The organism is Paraburkholderia sp. SSBN10T (genome assembly GCF_056619545.1).
The window spans coordinates 56,543-76,596 of the sequence record NZ_JBWQQI010000025.1; the positions used below are offsets into that span (position 1 = coordinate 56,543).

Below are 20,054 nucleotides of genomic sequence, written 5' to 3' on the forward strand. Positions count from 1 at the left end.
ACCAAGTGCTGCTCAAGGACAAGGTAGTGATCGTCACAGGCGGATCGCGCGGCATCGGCCGGGCCATCGCCGTGGCCTGCGCACGCGAAGGCGCCGACGTGGCGATCAACTACTGGGGCGATAACGACGCATCGTACGGACGCCGCTCCGCCGTCGCAGAGGTATTGGCAGAGATCGAAGCGCTCGGCCGGCGCGCACTGGCGGTGGAGGGCAACGTCGCGGCGCGCGAGACCGGTGCGGAACTGGTCCGGCGCACGGTGGAAGCCTTCGGCAAAGTCGATGTGCTGGCGAGCAATGCGGGCATCTGTCCATTCCACGCATTTCTCGACATGCCCGCCGAGGTGCTGGAGACGACCGTGGCGGTCAACCTGAACGGCGCGTTCTTCGTGACCCAGGCTGCTGCGCAGCAGATGAAGGCGCAGGGCACTGGCGGCGCGATTGTCGCCACCAGTTCCATCAGCGCACTCGTAGGCGGGGGCATGCAGACGCATTACACGCCGACCAAGGCCGGCGTGCATTCGCTGATGCAGTCGTGCGCGATTGCGTTGGGACCGTATGGGATTCGCTGCAATTCGGTGATGCCCGGCACCATCGCCACGGACCTCAACGCCGAGGATCTCGCTGACGAAGCGAAGAAAGCCTACTTCGAGAAGCGCATTCCTTTAGGCAGACTCGGGCGTCCCGAGGATGTCGCGGACTGCGTGGTGTTTCTCGCCTCCGACCTTGCGCGCTATGTGACCGGCGCGGCTTTGCTGGTGGACGGCGGCCTGTTCGTCAACCTGCAGTGAGTAAGCGGGACAATGCGCGGGACAACGAGCGCAACAACGGGCGGCACAATCAGCGAGACTCAGTGCGCGGACAGCGGCAGGATAGGGGCAACGGCGGGTTCAACGGCGGCGCCGTCAGGTTGAGCGCCTGCCTCACGGGCGAGCTTCTGCGACACGCTGCGCAGCAGGTCGATGAAATGCAGCGCCGGCTCGGCGAGCGGTTCTTCCTTGCGCGTCAGAATGCCGAAGCCGGCGAGGCTCTTGCCGATTTCGACGGGCAGCGCCACCAGCAGCTTGCCGCGCACATGGTCGCGCACCACGGATTCGGGCAGCATCGCCACGGCATCGTAGTTTTCGAGCAATTGCAGGGTGGCGAAGATCGACGCGCATTCGGTCAGGTTGACCGGGGTGGCGAGCCCGGCGCGGGCCAGTTCTTCCTCGAACAGCACGCGCGCCGGGCTCGTGATGGGCTGGGCGACCCACGGCCACTCGATCAGCTCGCGCAAGGTAATGGCGCTGCGCTGCGCCAGCGGATGAGCGGTGCGCACCACCAGCATCAAGGTTTCGCGGGCGAGCGGTTCGAAGCTGAAATCGTTGTGTTGCAGCGGGTTGGTCAAGCGGCCGAGGGCAAGATCGACTTCGCGGCGGTGCAGCAACTGGACCACCTGATCGCTCGTCTCGCCGAGGATGCGCACATTGAGCAGCGGCCGTTCGGTCTTCAGCGCGGCGACCGCCATGGCGAGCAGATCGGGCGCGGCGCCCATGATGGCGCCGACCGTCAATTGCCCGTGCCCGCCTTTGCGCTTGACGTCGAGGTCTTCGGCGAAGCGGGTCAGTTCCGCGAGCGCGCGGCGCGCATAGGCGAGGGTGACGACGCCGAGCGGCGTGGGCTGCATGCCGCGCGCGTTGCGCTCGAACAGCAGGAAGCCGAAGGCTTCTTCGATATCGCCCAACATGCGGGATGCGCTTGGTTGGGCAACGTTGACGGCGTCGGCGGCCTGGTGCAGGTTGCGGGCGTCGTCGAGGGCGACGAGCAGCGCCAGATGCTTGAATTTGAGCCGATTGACGAGGGCGACAGTGGCAGCGTTCTGGCTCATGGGGCAGAGGCGGTGGCACAGGCGTTGGCCAATCCGGATGGCGGATTCGGCCGGCCGTGCGATTCGGTTTCTGGATCGCCCAATCCCAACAACGGATTGAGATGCTATCGACGCAGGAATTATAGTCGGTTCATACGCTTCCCCCAGAAAGCGCCCCGAAGATGAAAAGCAACGACGGGAGACAGGCCGCAATGGAGACAATCGCTTTCCGGATGGTGCTCAATCCGGGCATGCGCGAGGAATACGAGCGCCGGCATCGGCAGATCTGGCCCGAACTGGTCGATGCCTTGCGCGAGGTCGGCGTGTGCGATTACCGGATCTTTTTCGATGCCGGTACCCATCATCTCTTCGCGATTCTGACGCGCACTCCCGATCATCATATGGACCGCTTGCCGGAACTCGATGTGATGCGCAAATGGTGGGATTACATGGCCGACATCATGCAGACCGCCGAGGATCACACGCCGCTGCAGCAGGCACTGGAGCCGGTGTTTCATCTGCCGCCCCCGGGTTGACGGACCGTTGAAGCAGGAGACATGCCCATGCAAGTGATCGACCCGCATATTCATCTATGGGATCTCAAGACGCATCGCTACCCGTGGCTTGAAAATCCGGGCGTATCGTTCGTCGGCGACGCGCGCGAGCTGAAACACGACTATTTGCTGGCCGATCTGCGCGGCGAAGCGGGCGAGATCGAGATTCTGAAAGTGGTGCATGTGGAGGCGAATCACGATCCGGCCGATCCGGTCGAGGAAACCCGCTGGCTGCAGGGTATTGCCGGCGAGGCCGGTTCGCACGGCATGCCGAACGGCATCGTCGCCGCGGCCGATCTTGCTGCGCCGAACGCGGCGCTGGTCCTCGAAGCCCACGCCGCTTTTGCCAATACGCGCGGTGTGCGGCAGATTCTGAATGTGCATGAGAACAAGCTGTTCGACTATATCGGCCGGCATCTGATGCGCGATCCCGTATGGCGCGAGAATTTTGCGTTGCTGCGCCGCTATGACTTGTCGTTCGATTTGCAACTGTATCCGTCGCAGATGGACGAAGCGGTGGCGCTGGCCGAGGCTCATGCGGATACGCAGTTCATCGTCAATCATGCTGGCATGTTTGTCGACCGCAATAGCGTGGCGGGTTATCGCGCCTGGCGCGACGGCATGCGACGCCTTGCCGGTTGCGCGAACGTCGCCGTCAAGATCAGCGGCCTGGCGATGTTCGACCATCGCTGGACGGTGGAAAGCCTGCGCCCCTATGTGCTTGAAACGATCGACACGTTCGGCGTCGAGCGCGCCATGTTCGCATCGAATTTTCCGGTGGACCGGCTCTTCGGTTCCTATCAGGATCTTTGGCAGGCCTATGCTTCAATCGTTGCCGACGCGAGCGTGGCCGAGAAAGACGCGCTGTTTCGCCGCAACGCGGAGCGCATCTACCGGCTCTGACCGGCTGGAAGCTGGGCGAAATATCCCCGATGAAACGCGGCGTGCCGCCAACGCCGCACGATGGAGGAGACAGGCAGTGCAGGAACAGACAACCGCTGCGCCGCGGCTCGAATTGCGGCATGCAAGCAAATCGTTTGGCCGGGTCCGTGCGCTATCGGATGGCGATCTCACGCTATGGCCGGGCGAGGTGCATGCGCTGCTCGGCGAAAACGGCGCGGGCAAATCGACGCTCGTGAAGATCCTCGCGGGCGTGCATCAGCCCGATAGCGGGGAGATTGTGGTCGACGGCGTGGCGCGGCGTTTTGCGACGCCGGCCGAGGCGCGCGATGCCGGTCTGGCGGTGATCTATCAGGAGCCCACGCTGTTTTTCGATCTGTCGATTGCCGAGAATATTTTCATGGGACGGCAACCGGTGGACCGCATCGGGCGGATCCAGTACGACGCCATGCGTCGCGAGGTGGACGGCTTGCTGGCATCGCTCGGGGTCGATCTGCAGGCGGACCAGTTGGTGCGGGGCTTGTCGATTGCGGATCAGCAGGTGATCGAGATTGCCAAGGCGCTCTCGCTCAATGCGAACGTGCTGATCATGGACGAGCCGACCGCGGCGTTGTCCCTGACCGAGGTGGAGCGGCTCTTTGCGATCGTGCGCAAGCTGCGCGAACGCGAGGTGGCGATTCTGTTCATTACCCATCGTCTCGATGAGGTGTTTGCGCTGACGCAGCATGTCACGATCATGCGCGACGGGGCGAAGGTCTTCGATGCGCCCACGGCCGATCTGACCACAGCGGCGATCGTCGCGAAGATGGTCGGGCGCGATCTGGAGAGTTTCTATCCAAAGGCGGATGTCGCGCCGGGCGAAGTGCGTTTGTCGGTGCGCGGACTGACGCGCCTCGGCGTCTTCAAGGACATTTCGTTCGAGGTTCGCGCCGGTGAGATCGTCGCGCTGGCCGGCTTGGTCGGGGCGGGACGCAGCGAAGTGGCCCGGGCTATTTTCGGCATCGATCCGCTCGATGCGGGCGAGGTGTGGATTGCCGGCAAGCCGCTCGCGACCGGCCGGCCCGCGGCGGCGGTGCGCGCCGGGCTCGCGCTGGTGCCCGAAGACCGTCGCCAGCAGGGGCTGGCGCTGGAACTGAGCATCGCACGCAATGCATCGATGACGGTGCTCGGGCGTCTCGTCAAACATGGGCTCATTTTCACGCGCAGCGAAACGCAACTGGCTGCGCAATGGGGCACGCGGTTGCGCCTGAAAGCGGGCGACGCCAACGCGCCGGTCGGTACGCTCTCCGGCGGCAATCAGCAGAAGGTCGTACTCGGCAAATGGCTGGCGACCGATCCCAAGGTCCTGATTATCGACGAACCCACCCGCGGCATCGATGTCGGCGCCAAGGCCGAGGTGTATAGCGCGCTGGCGGAGCTGGTCGCACATGGCATGGCGGTGCTGATGATCTCGAGCGAACTGCCGGAAGTACTCGGCATGGCCGACCGGGTTCTGGTGATGCACGAAGGCCGGATCAGCGCCGAGATTGCGCGCGCCGATGCGAACGAAGAACGCATCATGGGCGCGGCGCTTGGCCAGCCCGTCAACCCACTAGGGCACGCCGCATGATGCGCCATTCCCATACTCATCCTCATCCGGCGCCGGTGCAGCCTGTCGTCGCTGGAAGCACTGCTCCGAAAGCGGGTGGACTTGTCACGGCGCTTGCGAAGAGCCGCGAAACCACGCTGTTTATCGTGCTGGTGCTGCTGATTGCCGGCACGGGTCTCGCCCGGCCGCAGTTTCTGAATTTGCAGAATCTGCGCGACGTGCTGCTGAATGTGTCGATTATCAGCTTGCTGACCGCGGGCATGACGGTCGTGATCCTGATGCGGCATATCGATCTCTCGGTGGGGTCCACGGTCGGCATTAGCGCCTATGCCGTCGGCAGCCTGTATGTCGCGTTTCCGCATATGCCGGTGCTGGTGGCGCTTGCGGCGGGGCTCGCGATCGGCCTGCTGGCGGGCGGCATCAATGCGCTGCTGGTAGCCGTGGGGCGCGTGCCTTCGCTGGTCGCCACGTTGTCGACGCTATATATCTTCCGCGGCGCGGACTACGCGTGGGTGCATGGCGGGCAGATCAACGCCACCAGCTTGCCCGACGCCTATTCGCGGCTCGCGACCGGCGCGCTGCTCGGCGTGCCGACGCTCGCGTTGATCGCGCTGGTGGTGCTGATCGGCTTGTCGGTGTATCTGAAGCAGTTTCGCGGCGGCCGTGAGCACTATGCGATCGGCTCGAATCCGGAGGCGGCGCGCCTCGCAGGGGTCAATGTCGAACGCCGCGTGATGTCCGGTTTTCTGTTGTCCGGCGCGATTGCGGGCTTTGCCGGGGCGCTATGGCTGGCGCGCTTCGGCACCGTGGATGCGAGTACCGCGAAGGGCATCGAATTGCAGGTGGTGGCCGCAGCGGTGGTGGGCAGCGTCGCGATTACGGGTGGCGTCGGCACCATCCTCGGCGCGACGCTCGGCGCGCTCGTGCTGGGCGTCATCAGCATTGCGCTGGTGGTGCTGCGCGTCTCGCCGTTCTGGGAGCAGGCGATTCAAGGCGCGCTGATCGTTGCCGCGATTGCGGCCGACACGCTTCTGGCCCGTTCCGTCGCCAAACGCATGATGAGGAAACGCGATCATGGCTAAACCCGATTCCGCCTTGCTGACCCGCAAGCGCGAGACGCCTTTGCGCTGGGAAATATTGCTGGTTATCGTGCTGGTGTTGTCGCTGGCGTTGGGCCGGGTGCTGTCGCCCGTGTTTCTGAGCGGCGCCAATATAAGCAACGTGCTGGCCGATCTGACCGAGATCGCGTTGATGGCGCTGCCGATGACCTTGATCATCGTGGCCGCCGAGATCGACCTGTCGGTGGCGTCGGTGCTCGGGGCATCGAGCGCGCTGATGGGCGTGCTGTGGCATATGGGCTTGCCGATGCCGCTTGCGATCGTGCTGGTGCTGATCGCCGGTGCGCTGGCCGGACTGTTGAACGGTCTGGTGATCGTCAGGCTCAATCTGCCTTCGCTTGCCGTGACGATCGGCACACTCGCGCTGTTTCACGGCCTCGCGTATGTGCTGCTCGGCGATCAGGCGGTGGCGGATTTTCCGGCGGGCTATACGGCATTCGGCATGAACAATCTCGGTGCGACGTTTATTCCTTTGCCGTTTGTGATTGTGATCGTCGGCGCGGTTTTGTTCACGGTGCTGCTGCAGGCCACGGCGTTCGGCCGCAGTCTCTATGCCATCGGCGCGAATCCGACCGCCGCGACGTTCTCCGGTATCGAAGTGGCGAAAATCCGTTTGCGCCTGTTTGTGTTGTCCGGCGCGATGAGTGCGCTGGCCGGCGTCGTCTACACGCTGCGCTTTACCAGCGCACGTGGCGACAACGGTGAGGGGTTCGAACTATCCGTGATCGCGGCGGTGTTGTTCGGCGGCGTGAGCATTTTCGGCGGCCGCGGTTCGATGGTCGGTGTGTTGCTGTCGCTGCTGATTATCGGCGTGCTGAAAAATGCCTTGACGCTCGACGACGTCTCCAGCGAAACGCTCACCATCGTGACCGGCGTGCTGCTGCTGGCGTCCGTGCTGATCCCCAATCTGGTGGCCCGCTGGCGCGCAATGCGTGACCGCCGGTTTATTGCCAGATCGGCCGCTTCGTAGCCTTGCGCTGCCGCACGACGCCGGTGCGGCGCGCCGTTCCTGATATCAACAACCCGGACGCTCCAACGTCCGATTATTCAGCCAGGAGACATTCATGTTCAAACCCCTACGTCAGGCCGGAGCACTCGCGCTCTGCGTCGCGCTGCTGGGCATCAGTTGCGCGGCGGGCGCAGCCGATATCAAAAGCGGCCTGAAGATCGCATTTGTCCCGAAGCAGATCAACAACCCGTACGAGGTGATCGCCGATGACGGCGGCATGGCCGCGATCAAGGAATTCGGCGGCGTTGGCAAGGTGGTGGGTCCGTCGGATGCGGGCGCGTCGTCACAGGTGCAGTACATCAATACGCTGATTACCCAGCATCAGGATGCGATCGTGATTGCCGCCAACGATGCGCACGCAGTGGTGCCTTACCTGAAAAAGGCGATGTCGCAGGGCATCAAGGTCGTGACATTCGATTCGGATACGGCGCCGGAGGGACGGCAACTGTTTGTGAACCAGGCCAACGCGGAAGGGATCGGACGTGGGCAGATTCAACTGGTGGCGAAGCTGATGGGCGGCGAGGGCGAGTTTGCGATTCTCTCGGCCACGCCGAATGCGACCAACCAGAACACCTGGATCAAGTGGATGCAGGAAGAGTTGAAAAAGCCTGAGTACGCGAAGATGAAGCTGGTGAAAATCGCCTACGGCAATGATGACGATCAGAAGTCGTTTGTCGAGACCCAGGGTTTGCTGCAGGCGTATCCGAATCTGAAGGCGATCATTGCGCCGACGACGGTCGGGATTGCGGCGGCGGCACGTTATATCTCGTCGTCTTCGAGCAAAGGCAAGGTGGACGTGACGGGGCTGGGGACGCCGAACCAGATGCGTGCGTTCGTCAAGAACGGCACGGTCAAGGCGTTCCAGTTGTGGGATCCGAATCAGCTCGGCTATCTGGCGGGGTATGCGGCGGCGGCGCTCGCTTCAGGCACGATTACCGGCAAGGAAGGCGAATCGTTCGATGCGGGCAAGCTCGGCAAGCGCACGATCGGGCCGCAGGGCGAAATTATCCTGGGGCCGCCCACCACGTTTGATTCCAGCAATATTGATAACTTTAATTTCTAGCGCTGGTTTTAGTGTTCGCGGACGGTTCCGGATGCTCGGCAGGAACGCCCTTCGGGGCGTTTTTGCGCAGGTGCGCCGGCGCCTGCGCCGTGCTCGTGCCCGCTTTTTCTTGCTTGAATGGCCGGTTTCGGCGCTATACGCTCGTAGGGCTTGTTTCTCTCAAGGAGCCGGTCATGAAAGGCGCTGCGGTGAATGTGCATTTCGATGCAAGGTTTATGGTGCTGGACCTGGCCGATGGCCGGGCGGCTCACTTTCCACTGAGCCAGTTTCCGGCGCTCGCGTCGGCCACGGCGATGGAGCGGGAACACTTCGCCATCTCGATCGACAAGCAACGGCTCTACTGGCCGGAGTTGCAGCAGGATTTGAGCGTGACGGCGCTGCTGCAACCGCTGGATGAGAACACGCTGCACTGATTTGCCTGCTTGAGGCATGACGCAGCCGGCGCTCGCCGGCTGCTCTTTAGCGTGTGACGGCAGCGTTGCACCGCGTCTGTTTGTCTTCTTCCGGTTTGGATTCACGCCTTTTCTCATTAAAGTTGTATGGCAAAATTTAGTGCCGGGTAAACGCGGAGATGTTTGTTTGTCCGGTTTTTGACGAGAAAAACAGGTGAAAAATAGCTAAATTCATCTAAATTTCCATGTTGTAAAAATTGGCCTACATGACTCCATCATATGTTGCTTGACAACTATCCGGCCGGTTGATTATCTTGGCGTCCATGGTGCGCTTCACTCCGGCTGTCCGTTCGCGGACCTGAGCCGTCGCGGCGACCCGCGCATCGGTGCGATCCACGCCGAAGCCACGCGGCACGCGCCATACGACATAGCACGCCGGCACACGGCGGCACACTGGAGGAGCAAATGGGCAAGGTTAGAGGCATGCGCTGGTGGATGATCGGACTTGTCACGTCGGGTCTGATCGTCAATTACATTGCGCGCAATTCGCTGGCGGTGGCCGCCCCGGAAATGAACAGGCTGCTGAGCATCTCGACGGCGCAGTACTCGTACATCGTCGCGTCGTTCCAGGCCGCCTATATGGTGATGCAACCGGTGGCGGGCTACGTGCTCGATGTGGTCGGCATCAAGATCGGCTTTGCGCTGTTCGCCATTGCCTGGTCGGGCGCCTGCATGCTGCACGGCGCCGCCAACGGCTGGATTTCGCTCGCGGTGTTTCGCGGCATGTTGGGCCTGACCGAGGCCGCCGGCATTCCCTCGGGCCTCAAGGCCACCTCCGAGTGGTTTCCCGCGAAAGAACGCTCGATTGCCACCGGCTGGTTCAATATCGGCTCTTCGATCGGCGCGGTGGTCGCGCCGCCGCTCGTGGTCTGGTGGATTCTGCATGGCAACTGGCGCATGGCGTTTGTCTCCATCGGCGTGCTCGGCCTCGTGTGGAGCCTGCTGTGGCTGCTGCTGTACCGTTCCCCCAAAGATCAACCGCGCCTCTCCGATAGCGAGCGCGACTATATCCTCGCAGGCCAGGAAGCGCAGCACAGGACGAGTAGCGCGAGCCGGCCTTCGTGGCACGCCATCGTCAAGCGGCGCGCCTTTTGGGGCATTGCGATTCCGCGCTTTCTGGCCGAGCCGGCCTGGCAGACCTTCAACTTCTGGATTCCGCTCTATATGGTGAGCGTGCGTCATATGAACCTGAAGGAAATCGCCATGTTCGCGTGGCTGCCGTTTCTTGCCGCAGACATTGGTTGCGTGCTCGGTGGCTATCTTGCGCCGTGGTATCAGAAGCGCTTCAACACTTCGCTAATTACCTCGCGCAAGCTGGTGGTGGTGACCGGTTCGTTGTGCATGATCGGACCGGCATGTATCGGCCTCGCGACGAGCCCGTATCTGGCGATCGCGCTGTTTTGTATCGGCGGCTTCGCGCATCAGACGCTGTCCGGCGCGCTCTATACGCTCGCCTCCGACGTGTTCGGCAAGAACGATGTCGCGACCGCCACGGGTTTGACCGGCATGGCCGGCTACGCAGGCGCGACGCTGTTTTCGCTGGCGGTGGGTGTGGTGGTGGCGTTGGTGGGTTATGACCCGATGTTCGTGGCGCTCGCCTGCTTCGATCTGGTCGGGGCGGTGGTGGTGTGGCTGGTGTTGAAGGAGCCGGCCGAGCCGCAGCAGCGCGCCGCCGCTGTCGTTGCGCGCGTTGCCGACGCAGCGCGTGCATAGGAAAGACCGTCGTCCGTCCGGCAAGCGTTCGCATGCAGCGGGAGCAACGGGACAACAGAGCGCCGGACGGCCGCGGCAGAACTGGAGAAGCAGGCAGGATGAGCGAGCAACAGGAATCGATGGGTAAGCCGTTTCGACGGCTTTTGCTGACCGGCGCGGCCGGCAATCTGGGCCGCCAGTTGCGCGCTGCGTTGGCGCAATGGGCCGATCTCGTGCGGCTGTCCGATATCACGCCGCTCGGCGTGGCTGCCGCGCATGAAGAGCATGTGGTGCTGGATCTGGCGGACCGCGAGGCGGTGGATGCCTTGCTCGAAGGCGTCGACGCGGTCGTGTATCTGGGAGGCATCTCCGTCGACGCGCCGTTCGACGATCTATTGGAAGCGAATATCCGCGGCGTCTTCAACCTGTATGCGGCGGCGCAAAAGCATGGCGTGAAGCGGGTGCTGTTTGCGAGCTCCAATCATGCAATCGGTTTTCATCCGACGACGGCCGTGCTCGATGCCGATTCACCGTTGCGCCCCGACAGTCTCTACGGCGTAACGAAGTGCTTTGGCGAAACGCTGTCACGCTACTATTTCGACCGCTTGGGTCTGGAGACGGTGTGTCTGCGCATCGGTTCCTCGTTCGAGGAGCCGAAGAATCCGCGCATGCTGGTGACCTATCTGAGCTATCGGGACTTTATCGAACTGGTGCGCTGCTCGCTGTTCACGAACCGCGTTGGGCACGCGATCGTCTATGGCGTATCGGACAACCGGGTCTTGTGGTGGGATAACACCAAGGCCTCGTTTCTCGGTTACCGGCCGCAGGATAGCTCGGCGCAATTCGAAGGCCGCTTTGCGGTGCAGGCGCCGAGCGAGGATCTCGACGATCCGGCGCAGCGCTTCCAGGGCGGGGCGTTTGTGGTGGGCGTGCCGCTGCCTTGATCGATCGTCGGCAATCCTGATGTTGCAATACAAGGGGCGGGCGCTGCCCAGCATGGCCGTCTAGGCCCGTTCCGGTTCCTGACCGTTGCCGCGCGCCGCCCGGCGAATCACCTGCGGTGGCTGTCCAAACGCCCGTAAAAAGGCCCGCCGCATCCGCTCGCGATCCCCGAAGCCGGTATCTCTCGCGACGATTTCGATTGGATGCAGTCCCGACTCCAGCATCAGACGCGCCGCCTCGATGCGCAGATGTTCGACCGCCTTGGCCGGCGACTGGCCGGTTTCGGCGCGAAACGCCCGGCTGAACTGACGGGGGCTCAAATGCGCGGCTTCCGCGAGCTGCTCCACCGATAATTCGGCATGCAGATTGTTTTTCGCATAGGCGAGAGCGGTCTGGATCCGGTCGGAGCGCGGTTCCAGTTCGAGCAGCGCGGAAAACTGCGACTGCCCGCCCGCACGGCGGTGATAGACGACCAGTTTCTTCGCCACCGCGCGCGCGAGTTCGGCGCCCATGTCCTTTTCTACCAGCGCGAGCGTCAGGTCGATGCAGGCTGTCATGCCCGCGGAAGTCCACACGGGCCCGTCGATGATAAAGATCCGGTCTTCCTCGAGCTTGACAGCCGGGTAGGCCGCCCGCAAGCGGCCCGCGAAGAACCAGTGCGTGGTGGCGCGCCGGCCGTCGAGCAAGCCGGCTTGCGCGAGATTGAACGCCCCCGTACAGGTCGAGCCGATGCGCCGGCAGGTCTGCGCCGAACGCTGCAGAAACGCGATCAGTCCGCTGCTCGGTTCGATCACCTCGTTGTCGCCCACCACCAGCACGGTGTCGAAACGGCTGTCGTCGAACGGCTGGGTTTCCACCGAAAAGCCGCCCGACGAACGCACCGGCCCGCCATGCTCGGAAAGCAGCACGACCTCATAGAGCGCTTTTCCGGCGGTGAGGTTGGCAAATTCGAACACGGTGGTAATGGCAAGGTTGATCACCTGGAAGCCGGGATAGAGAACAATTCCGATCCGCAACATGGCAGTGTCCTGGGTAAGGGCGGGTAATGGCGGGTTATGGCCTAAAAAGTGGCATCTATGACATTGGAGACATCCCATTATGCACTTACGCTGCGTTTCATGCAGACCGACATGGGGTCGGCGCTAATGGAGAAATCTGATGAACGACACGACACACAAGGGCACCGCCCTCATTACCGGCGCTTCTTCCGGGATCGGCGCAGTCTATGCCGAGCGCCTTGCCCGCCGCGGCCATGACCTGATTCTGGTCGCCCGCAACCGTGAACGGCTGGACGCGCTTGCCAATCGTCTGACTACAGCCACGGGCCGGTCGGTGGAAGTGGTGGCCGCCGATCTGGGCGTCAAGGCCGATGTGCGCCGCGTCGAAGAGATTTTGCGGACCGATTCGAGCATCACGCTGCTGGTGAACAATGCCGGCATCGGCGGCGCCGGGCCGCTGCTCGTTTCCGATGTGGACAAGATGGAAGCGATGATCGAGTTGAACGTCACGGCGCTCACGCGCCTGACCTATGCGATTGCGCCGGTGTTCGTGGCGCGCGGCAACGGCGCCATTATCAACATCGCGTCGATCGTGGCGGTGGCGCCGGAAGTGCTGAACGGCGTGTACGGCGGCACCAAGGCATTCGTGCTGGCGTTTAGCCAGTCGCTGCACCACGAACTCGCCGGCAAGGGCGTGCGCGTGCAAGCCGTGCTGCCGGGTGCGACTCGCACCGAGTTCTGGGATATTGCCGGTCAGCCGGTGGAAAACCTCCCGGAGGAGATCGTCATGAGCGCCGAGGATCTCGTCGACGCCGCGCTTGCCGGTCTCGATCTGGGCGAACTCGCGACGGTTCCGTCGCTGCCCGACGCGGCTGACTGGCAGGCGTTCGAGGCAGCGCGTGCCGCGCTGGGACCGAACCTGTCGCGTAGCCAGCCGGCGGCGCGTTATCGGGTAGGCGCGGCAGCGTAACGCAGGCCAAAGCGCCAGGCGAAATACGGTGCGAAATTCGCGGCGGCGGCCACCCTTGTTGTTGCCGCCGCGAGAAGGATGACTTAGCCCTTGGGCAACTATGCGGTAATCTCCAGACGCTCAGTTCAGCATTCGGCGTTGCGGGTGCGGAAACCTGCCCGCCAACCGCTGGGCCGTCGAGTCCATCACGCACGAGGTGCCCTATGGATTATCTGGAGAGTCTGCGGGTGTTCCGCGCCGTTGTCGAAGCACGCAGCTTTACGCGCGCCGCGGATATGCTCGGCCTGACCACGCCGATCGTGTCACGCTCCATCGCCGGACTCGAACGCCGTCTCGGCAGCCGGCTGTTCAACCGGACCACGCGGCAAGTTTCGCTTACCGAGGTAGCGGAACGTTTCTATGATGGTTGCGCGCGCATTCTGGACGATCTGGAAGCGCTCGAAGCGGATGCTTCGGCGCAGGCGCTCGAGCCGAGCGGGGTGCTGCGCCTCGTCGCGCATACCACAGCCACCGTCAACCGGCTGGTGCCGCTGATTTCCACGTTCAAGCGCAAGCATCCCAAGGTGAGCCTCGACGTGACGCTCACGGAGCGGCCCGTCGACTTGGTGGCGGACGGCTACGACCTTGGCATCGTGCTGCCTTTCATGCTGAGCAGCGACACGGTTGTCACGCGACTTCTGGAGCGCATGGCCTTCGTTATCGTCGCGAGTCCGGCGTATCTGCAACAGCATTCACTGCCGACCCATCCGTCCGAACTCTCCGAACATACGTTTGTGGTGTTCTCACCGGCGTTTCGCAAGCCCCAGTTGACCTTCCGGCTCGGCGAGGGAGACCTGGTGGTGCCGCTCAAGTACGATATCGCTTCGAATAACGCGGTGTTCAACCGCGAGATGGCGCTGCAGGGATTCGGCATCAGTCTGGTGCCGGTATCGCTCGTCCAGGACGATCTGGCCAGTGGCAGGCTGGTGGCCATTCTGGAGGAATTCGAAGTGATCGATGTGGCGTTCGATCTCCGGCTCGCATACAACACGCGCACGTTACTGCCGGCCAAGGTGAAGGCGTTTGTCGAGCATGCGGCGGGGTTTTTTGCCGAGGTGTCGACGGTAAAGGTTGCGTCCGTCGACACGGTGTCTGAGCGAAAGCGCAGGTGATAGGGCTGATGATTGAGCGGTCGGCGCACGCATCCTGAGTCGTATTCCAACCCGGCACTGCTGCGCAACATCGAAAGCGATGGGGTTCGCCTGTGGTAAGCATCCCCATTCGGACACCCACCATCCAATATGCGACATCGGCAAGTTAGCCACGACGCATCGCACCATCGCAGCAAACCCCCGCCCAGCAAGGCCCCCAGCCTCCCACTAACACCCGTGCTTTGCCACGCGTGTCGCATTTCCGCAAGCGTCTGTCGCAATTAGTCGGCCTGTCAGTGTTTTTTCTGGCAACTATGTAGGCAGATTGTGCGGGCCGGCGCCTGCACCACGAGGAGATGGATTCGATGAATTCCCCAAAGGTCGTGGTCGAAGGATTATGTAAGGTTTTCGGGGCCAACCCCAAGCTGGCGCTCGATATGCTGGCGAGCGGCTCCACGAAGGACGAAGTGCATGCGAAAACCGGCCATATAGTCGGCGTCCATAACGTCTCCTTCGACGTGCAGGAAGGCGAGATTTTCGTGCTGATGGGCCTCTCGGGGTCCGGCAAGTCGACGCTGATCCGTCTGATCAACCGGCTGGTCGAGCCGACCGCAGGCAAGGTGCTGGTCGATGGCCGCGATATTGCCGCCGTGCGCCGCTCCGAGCTGACCTCGCTGCGCCGCACCGATATGAGCATGGTGTTCCAGTCGTTTGCGCTGATGCCGCAACGCACGGTGCTCTCGAACGCGGCGTTCGGCCTCGAAGTGGCTGGGGTGGGCCGCAAGGAACGCGAAAAACGCGCGCTCGGCGTGCTCGAACAGGTTGGGCTCGCAAGCTTCGCGCAGAAGCTGCCGGCCGAATTGTCCGGCGGCATGCAGCAGCGCGTCGGTCTTGCGCGTGCGCTGGCCGTCAACCCGTCGCTGATGATCATGGACGAGGCGTTCTCCGCACTCGATCCGCTCAAGCGCAAGGAAATGCAGAACGTGCTGCTGGAGCTGCAAAAGAACCAGCGTCGCACGATCATGTTCGTCTCGCACGATCTCGAAGAGGCGCTGCGTATCGGCAACCGGATTGCGATTATGGAAGGCGGCCGGGTGGTGCAGATCGGCACGCCGCAGGAAATCATCAGTAATCCGGCCGATGATTATGTGCGGGCATTTTTCGAAGGTGTGGATACGAGCCGCTATCTGACCGCCGGCGATCTGATGCAGACCAACGACATCCCGCTGGTGCGCAATCTGGATCAAACGAGCGTCGCGGCATCGCTCAACGGCAGCGCCGAATACGCATTCGTGCTCGACGCCGAACGGCGCATTCGCGGCTTCGTGACTCGCGATGCGATCGGCAACGCCGCGCCGGATCTGCGCATGGTGGAATGTATTTCGCGGGGCGCGTCGCTGGAGCATGTGGTGTCGCGCGTCTGCGCGAATGCGACCGCGTTGCCGGTGGTCGACGACGAGCAGCGCTATTGCGGCTCCGTCAACCAGACGGCCGTCCTGAAGGTTCTTACGCGCAATCGAGGTTCCCATGTCTGAGATGATCCCGCTCGGCCGCTGGGTCGACGATTCGGTTCACTATCTGCTCGATCACGACGCGAGCACCTTCGACGCAATCGGCAAGGCCATCGAAAGCTTCGCCGCGCTGATCGAACATGGCTTGCAAGCGATTCCGATGTGGGCGCTGATGGCGTTTTTTATCGGCATCGGCCTGTGGCGGGTGGGCTGGCGTTTTGCGTTCTTTACGACGCTCGCGCTCTTGCTGATCTACGCGACCGGCTTCTGGGACGAGACGGTGATTACGCTCGGTCTTACGCTGTCGTCGACCTTGATCAGTCTGCTATTCGGCATTCCACTCGGCATCTGGACCGCCAAAAACCGGCATGTGGCGATGGTGGTGCGGCCGATTCTCGATCTGATGCAAACCATGCCCGCGTTTGTCTATCTGATTCCGGCGGCGATGCTGTTCGGTCTCGGGCGCGTGCCGGGGATTCTCTCGACCGTGATCTTTGCGATGCCGCCCGCCGTGCGTCTGACGAGCCTGGGTATCCGTCATGTCAACCGCGAGATCGTCGAAGCAGGCCAGGCCTTCGGCTGTACGCCGTGGCAACTGCTCTACAAGGTGCAGTTTCCGAACGCGCTGCCGTCGATCATGCAGGGCGTCAATCAGACCATCATGATGGCGCTCTCGATGGTGATCATCGCCTCGATGGTCGGCGCAGGCGGTCTCGGTAACGACGTGCTGGCGAGTATCCAGCGCCTCGACATCGGTCTCGGTTTCGAGAGCGGTCTTTCTGTGGTGTTGCTGGCGATCATTCTGGACCGTATCACCGAAAGCTTCGGCCGCTCGCCGGGCGCCGCAACCGCACCGCGTTTCGCAGGCTTGCGCAACGTCATGCGGGTGCGCCGCGAGGAACCCGCCGTACAAAGCTGATTGTTCGCACCACAGCACAGACACCTACCCAGGACAGATCAAATTCAACCAGCGCATCGCGAAGGCCTTCGGGCTTTCGCGATGGAACAACTCACCCTGAGCATCATGGAGCGCGACGACGTGACTTCTGCTACGACTGAGTTGGCCCGCTCGACCCGCCTTGGCGCGCCCTTGTCGAGTCTTGCGCATTTCGGTTTTCTGACGCTGCCCAGTTTTTCGATGATTGCTTTCACCAGCGCGATCGAAGTCTTGCGCATGGCCAACTATGTGGGTCGCGCACAGCATTACCGCTGGTCGGTGCTGACGCCGGATGGTGTCGCCGTGCGGGCCAGCAACGGTATGACGGTCAAGCCGACCCGCACGCTGGAAGAGGCGGGGATGCCCGATGTGCTGATTGTCTGCGGCGGTACGCAGATTCGCAGCGCCGTCGATTCGGATGTGAAGGCCTTGCTCGGCGATGTGGCAGAGCAGGGCGTACCGCTCGGCGGAATTTGCACGGGGGCTTATGCGTTGATGTCGGCGGGGCTGCTCGACGACTATCGCTGCACCGTGCATTGGGAGGATCTGTCGACGCTGCACAAGGAATTTCCGCGCGTGCAGTTCGCGGACGAACTGTTTGTCATCGACCGCGATCGCCTGACCTGCACCGGCGGCACGGCGCCGCTCGATCTGATGCTGAATCTGGTGGGCAGCCGCCTTGGTCAAAACCTCGCTGCTCAGGTATCCGAACAATTCATTCTGGAGCGGATCCGCAGCGCCAGCGATCCTCAGCCGATTCCTGTCGACGCCCGGGTGGGTTTTTCGCGCGCGGAGCTAATCGAAGTGGTGCGTCTGATGGAGGCGAATATCGAGGAGCCACTGTCGCTCGAGGAGCTCGCGCGCCTGGTGCAGCTTTCGCAGCGCCATTTGCAGCGCATGTTCAAGGTCTATCTGAGCGTATCGCCGACCCATTACTACCTGACGCTGCGTCTGCGCCGTGCCCGCGATCTGCTGCGCACCACCGATGCATCGATTGCGCGCGTGACAACGGTGTGCGGTTTTCACTCGCCGTGTCATTTCAGCAAGGCCTACCGGGCGCAGTTTGGCCATGCACCGAGTGTCGAGCGTCGTCAACGTGATTAAGTCAACAACAAGCGTGGAGAAAATAGAAATGAATAGAAAGTGTATGGCAGCGGCCTGCGTACTCGGGCTGGCAAGCGCAATGGCTCACGCCGCGGATCCGGCTGTGTGCCGCGATGTGCGTTTTGCCGATGTCGGCTGGACCGATATCGCGGCGACCACGGGGCTCGCCTCGACGGTGTTCGAAGGCCTCGGTTATCACCCGACCAAGACGATTGCCTCAGTGCCGATTACCTTCGCGGGGATAAAGAGCAAGCAGATCGATGTGTTTCTCGGCTACTGGGCGCCGACCATGGACCCGATCATCACGCCGTTCGTCAAGGCCGGCACGATCAAGGTGCTGGCGACGCCGAATCTGACCGGCGCGAAATACACGCTGGCCGTGCCGGACTATGTGTATAACGGCGGCCTGAAGAATTTTGCCGATATCCAGAAGTATGCCGACAAGCTCAACGGCAAGATCTACGGTATCGAACCGGGCAACGACGGCAATGCGTTGATCAAGAAGATGATCGACGGCAACCAGTTCGGCCTCGGCAAATTCAAGCTGGTCGAATCGAGCGAGGCGGGCATGCTGGTCGAAGTCAACCGCGCGATCCGCGAAAAGCAATGGATCGTGTTTCTCGGCTGGGAACCGCATCCGATGAATGTGCAGATGAAGATCGATTATCTGGCCGGCGGCGACGATGTATTCGGGCCGAACTACGGCGAGGCGAAGGTTTTCACCGCGACGCCGCCTGACTATGCGGCGCGCTGTCCGAATGCGGCGAAGCTGGTGTCGAATCTGCAGTTCACCACGGCGATCGAAAACCATGTGATGGCGCCGATCATGAACAAGACCGACGCGAACCAGGCGGCGCGCGACTGGCTAAAGGCGAATCCGCAAGTGCTCGATCAGTGGCTGGCCGGCGTAACGACGATCGATGGCAAGCCGGGGCTGCCGGCGGTGAAGTCGTATATCGCTTCGCACTGAGGCGGGGCGCTCCCCGAAGCGGAGCGTGTATGGGGCCGCCGCGTCCTGCATGCGCTCCGCGCTTTTTGTTGTGGATTGGCTTCGGGGCAGCGCACGAGACGCGCCTTCGGTTTGCCGCGCTACGCGTGGATCTCGAACCCTTTTGCATATCCACCGGGATCGCTGCCGTTCCACACCCGGCCATCTATCAGAACCTCGGAAACCCTTTCAGCCGGAATGTCGATGCCGATCCGGCTCGCAGCGTCGCGATACAAACCGGTCTGGTTGATCGCCGCGGCAATCTCGCGATAGTCGTCGCGGTGTTTGATCATCCCCCAGCGCTCGTATTGGGTCAGAAACCATACGCCGTCATCGGGGCGCGGATAGTTCACCGCGCCGTCTTCGAAGAACCGCACCGGCAGCCGGTTGGGCGCCGACGACGCGACGTCGCGGCTCAGGCGCTGCGCAATCAGCGCTTCATCGATGCCGATAAATTCCGGCCGCACCAGCCAGCGTGCGATCTCGTTGCGATGACCGTCGCCGTCCAGCCAGCGACACGCTTCGAGCATGGTTTGCACTAGCGCTTGCGCGGTCTGGGGATGCTGGTTCACAAAGTCGCGCCGGCAGGCAAGGACCTTCTCCGGATGATCCGGCCAGATTTCGCTGCTATAGACGATCGTGCGGCCGATGCCCCGTGCTTCGGCGGCGGCATTCCACGGTTCGCCGACGCACAGTCCGTCGAGCCGGTCTTCCGCGAGGGCGGCGACCATATGCGGCGGCGGAATCACGACGCTTTCGATCTCGCGCAACGGATGCACGCCTTGCGATGCCAGCCAGTAGTAAAGCCACATCGCGTGCGTGCCGGTCGGGAAGGTCTGCGCGAAGACCGGCTTGCGGCCAAGCGTCGCCAACGCGCGCGGCAGTGTTCGGTGCTCGGCCAGCGCATCGCTCAGACGGTTCGACAGCGTAATGGCCTGGCCATTACGGTTGAGCACCATCAGCAGGGCCATATCCGTTTGCGGACCGCCAAGGCCGAGTTGCACGCCATACGCGAGACCGTACAAGGCATGAGCCGCATCCAGCTCGCCGGCCAGCAGCTTGTCGCGCAGTGCGGCCCATGACGGCTGGCGCGAGAGCTCGAGGGTCAGGCCGTGCGCATGCCCGAACTCGAGCAGCTTGGCCGCGATCAGCGGCGCCGCGTCGGCAAGCGAGACAAAGCCGAGCCGCAGATGCGTTTTTTCGAGCATCGGCGCGCAGGGTTGGGTAGGGGGAGCAGGTTGGTTCATGAGCCACG

19 protein-coding genes are annotated in these 20,054 nt (G+C 62.7%); 16 read left to right on the forward strand and 3 right to left on the reverse strand.

The annotated features are described in order from the left end of the window. The first annotated feature begins 5 nt into the window (after positions 1-5). Positions 6-788, forward strand: coding sequence for an SDR family NAD(P)-dependent oxidoreductase (locus tag AC1ECK_RS29950; RefSeq protein WP_480325726.1), 783 nt, complete (start codon positions 6-8; stop codon positions 786-788). Between the two features lie 59 nt (positions 789-847). On the opposite strand, the gene AC1ECK_RS29955 is transcribed toward AC1ECK_RS29950, so the two are convergent. Beyond that, positions 848-1,864 carry a LysR family transcriptional regulator gene (locus tag AC1ECK_RS29955; RefSeq protein ID WP_480325728.1) on the reverse strand — a complete coding sequence of 339 codons (1,017 nt, stop codon included), beginning with the start codon at positions 1,862-1,864 and terminating at the stop codon, positions 848-850. Positions 1,865-2,055: 191 nt separating this feature from the next. Here AC1ECK_RS29955 and rhaM point away from each other — a divergent pair, with 191 nt between their 5' ends. The 9 genes from rhaM (at position 2,056) to AC1ECK_RS30000 (ending at position 11,163) form a co-directional block, all read left to right on the forward strand. Beyond that, positions 2,056-2,379, forward strand: coding sequence for an L-rhamnose mutarotase (gene rhaM, locus AC1ECK_RS29960; protein ID WP_480325730.1), 324 nt, complete (start codon positions 2,056-2,058; stop codon positions 2,377-2,379). 27 nt (positions 2,380-2,406) lie between these two features. Next, positions 2,407-3,300, forward strand: coding sequence for an amidohydrolase family protein (locus AC1ECK_RS29965; protein ID WP_480325732.1), 894 nt, complete (start codon positions 2,407-2,409; stop codon positions 3,298-3,300). A gap of 76 nt (positions 3,301-3,376) precedes the next feature. Further along, positions 3,377-4,906 carry a sugar ABC transporter ATP-binding protein gene (locus AC1ECK_RS29970; protein WP_480325734.1) on the forward strand — a complete coding sequence of 510 codons (1,530 nt, stop codon included), beginning with the start codon at positions 3,377-3,379 and terminating at the stop codon, positions 4,904-4,906. Further along, positions 4,903-5,967, forward strand: a complete 1,065-nt coding sequence (locus tag AC1ECK_RS29975) for an ABC transporter permease (RefSeq protein WP_480325736.1) — start codon at positions 4,903-4,905, stop codon at positions 5,965-5,967. Before AC1ECK_RS29970 ends, AC1ECK_RS29975 begins: the two co-directional genes overlap by 4 nt. Beyond that, positions 5,960-6,973, forward strand: a complete 1,014-nt coding sequence (locus tag AC1ECK_RS29980; protein WP_480325738.1) for an ABC transporter permease — start codon at positions 5,960-5,962, stop codon at positions 6,971-6,973. The genes AC1ECK_RS29975 and AC1ECK_RS29980 overlap by 8 nt, the downstream gene beginning before the upstream one ends. Before the next feature lie 94 nt (positions 6,974-7,067). Next, on the forward strand, positions 7,068-8,075 hold the full coding sequence (gene rhaS, locus AC1ECK_RS29985) for a rhamnose ABC transporter substrate-binding protein (protein WP_480325740.1): 1,008 nt from the start codon (positions 7,068-7,070) through the stop codon (positions 8,073-8,075). Positions 8,076-8,248: 173 nt separating this feature from the next. Beyond that, positions 8,249-8,488, forward strand: coding sequence for a DUF2442 domain-containing protein (locus AC1ECK_RS29990; RefSeq protein WP_480325742.1), 240 nt, complete (start codon positions 8,249-8,251; stop codon positions 8,486-8,488). Between the two features lie 444 nt (positions 8,489-8,932). Continuing rightward, on the forward strand, positions 8,933-10,240 hold the full coding sequence (locus tag AC1ECK_RS29995; RefSeq protein ID WP_480325744.1) for an MFS transporter: 1,308 nt from the start codon (positions 8,933-8,935) through the stop codon (positions 10,238-10,240). A gap of 98 nt (positions 10,241-10,338) precedes the next feature. Then, positions 10,339-11,163: an NAD-dependent epimerase/dehydratase family protein gene (locus AC1ECK_RS30000; protein WP_480325745.1), complete on the forward strand. Its 825-nt coding sequence runs from the start codon at positions 10,339-10,341 to the stop codon at positions 11,161-11,163. A 60-nt stretch (positions 11,164-11,223) separates the two neighbouring features. On the opposite strand, the gene AC1ECK_RS30005 is transcribed toward AC1ECK_RS30000, so the two are convergent. Beyond that, a complete protein-coding gene (locus AC1ECK_RS30005) occupies positions 11,224-12,180 on the reverse strand; it encodes a GlxA family transcriptional regulator (RefSeq protein WP_480325747.1) in 957 nt (318 codons plus the stop codon). 139 nt (positions 12,181-12,319) lie between these two features. Between AC1ECK_RS30005 and AC1ECK_RS30010 the strand changes: the two genes are divergently transcribed. From AC1ECK_RS30010 to AC1ECK_RS30035, 6 genes are all read left to right on the forward strand, one after another. After that, positions 12,320-13,129, forward strand: coding sequence for an SDR family NAD(P)-dependent oxidoreductase (locus AC1ECK_RS30010; protein ID WP_480325749.1), 810 nt, complete (start codon positions 12,320-12,322; stop codon positions 13,127-13,129). Positions 13,130-13,332: 203 nt separating this feature from the next. After that, positions 13,333-14,280 (forward strand): LysR family transcriptional regulator, encoded by a 948-nt coding sequence (locus AC1ECK_RS30015; RefSeq protein WP_480325751.1) that lies wholly within the window; start codon positions 13,333-13,335, stop codon positions 14,278-14,280. Between the two features lie 344 nt (positions 14,281-14,624). Then, positions 14,625-15,794, forward strand: a complete 1,170-nt coding sequence (locus AC1ECK_RS30020; RefSeq protein WP_480325753.1) for a quaternary amine ABC transporter ATP-binding protein — start codon at positions 14,625-14,627, stop codon at positions 15,792-15,794. After that, the gene (gene choW / locus AC1ECK_RS30025) at positions 15,787-16,689 is read left to right on the forward strand and encodes a choline ABC transporter permease subunit (protein WP_480325755.1); all 903 of its coding nucleotides are present in this window, start codon (positions 15,787-15,789) and stop codon (positions 16,687-16,689) included. Before AC1ECK_RS30020 ends, choW begins: the two co-directional genes overlap by 8 nt. A gap of 105 nt (positions 16,690-16,794) precedes the next feature. Beyond that, complete coding sequence (locus AC1ECK_RS30030; protein ID WP_480325840.1) at positions 16,795-17,811, forward strand: GlxA family transcriptional regulator; 1,017 nt, start codon at positions 16,795-16,797, stop codon at positions 17,809-17,811. A 28-nt stretch (positions 17,812-17,839) separates the two neighbouring features. Then, the gene (locus AC1ECK_RS30035) at positions 17,840-18,781 is read left to right on the forward strand and encodes a choline ABC transporter substrate-binding protein (protein WP_480325757.1); all 942 of its coding nucleotides are present in this window, start codon (positions 17,840-17,842) and stop codon (positions 18,779-18,781) included. Positions 18,782-18,900: 119 nt separating this feature from the next. Here AC1ECK_RS30035 and AC1ECK_RS30040 read toward each other — a convergent pair whose 3' ends face one another. Then, complete coding sequence (locus tag AC1ECK_RS30040; protein ID WP_480325759.1) at positions 18,901-20,046, reverse strand: CmpA/NrtA family ABC transporter substrate-binding protein; 1,146 nt, start codon at positions 20,044-20,046, stop codon at positions 18,901-18,903. Positions 20,047-20,054: the final 8 nt, after the last annotated feature.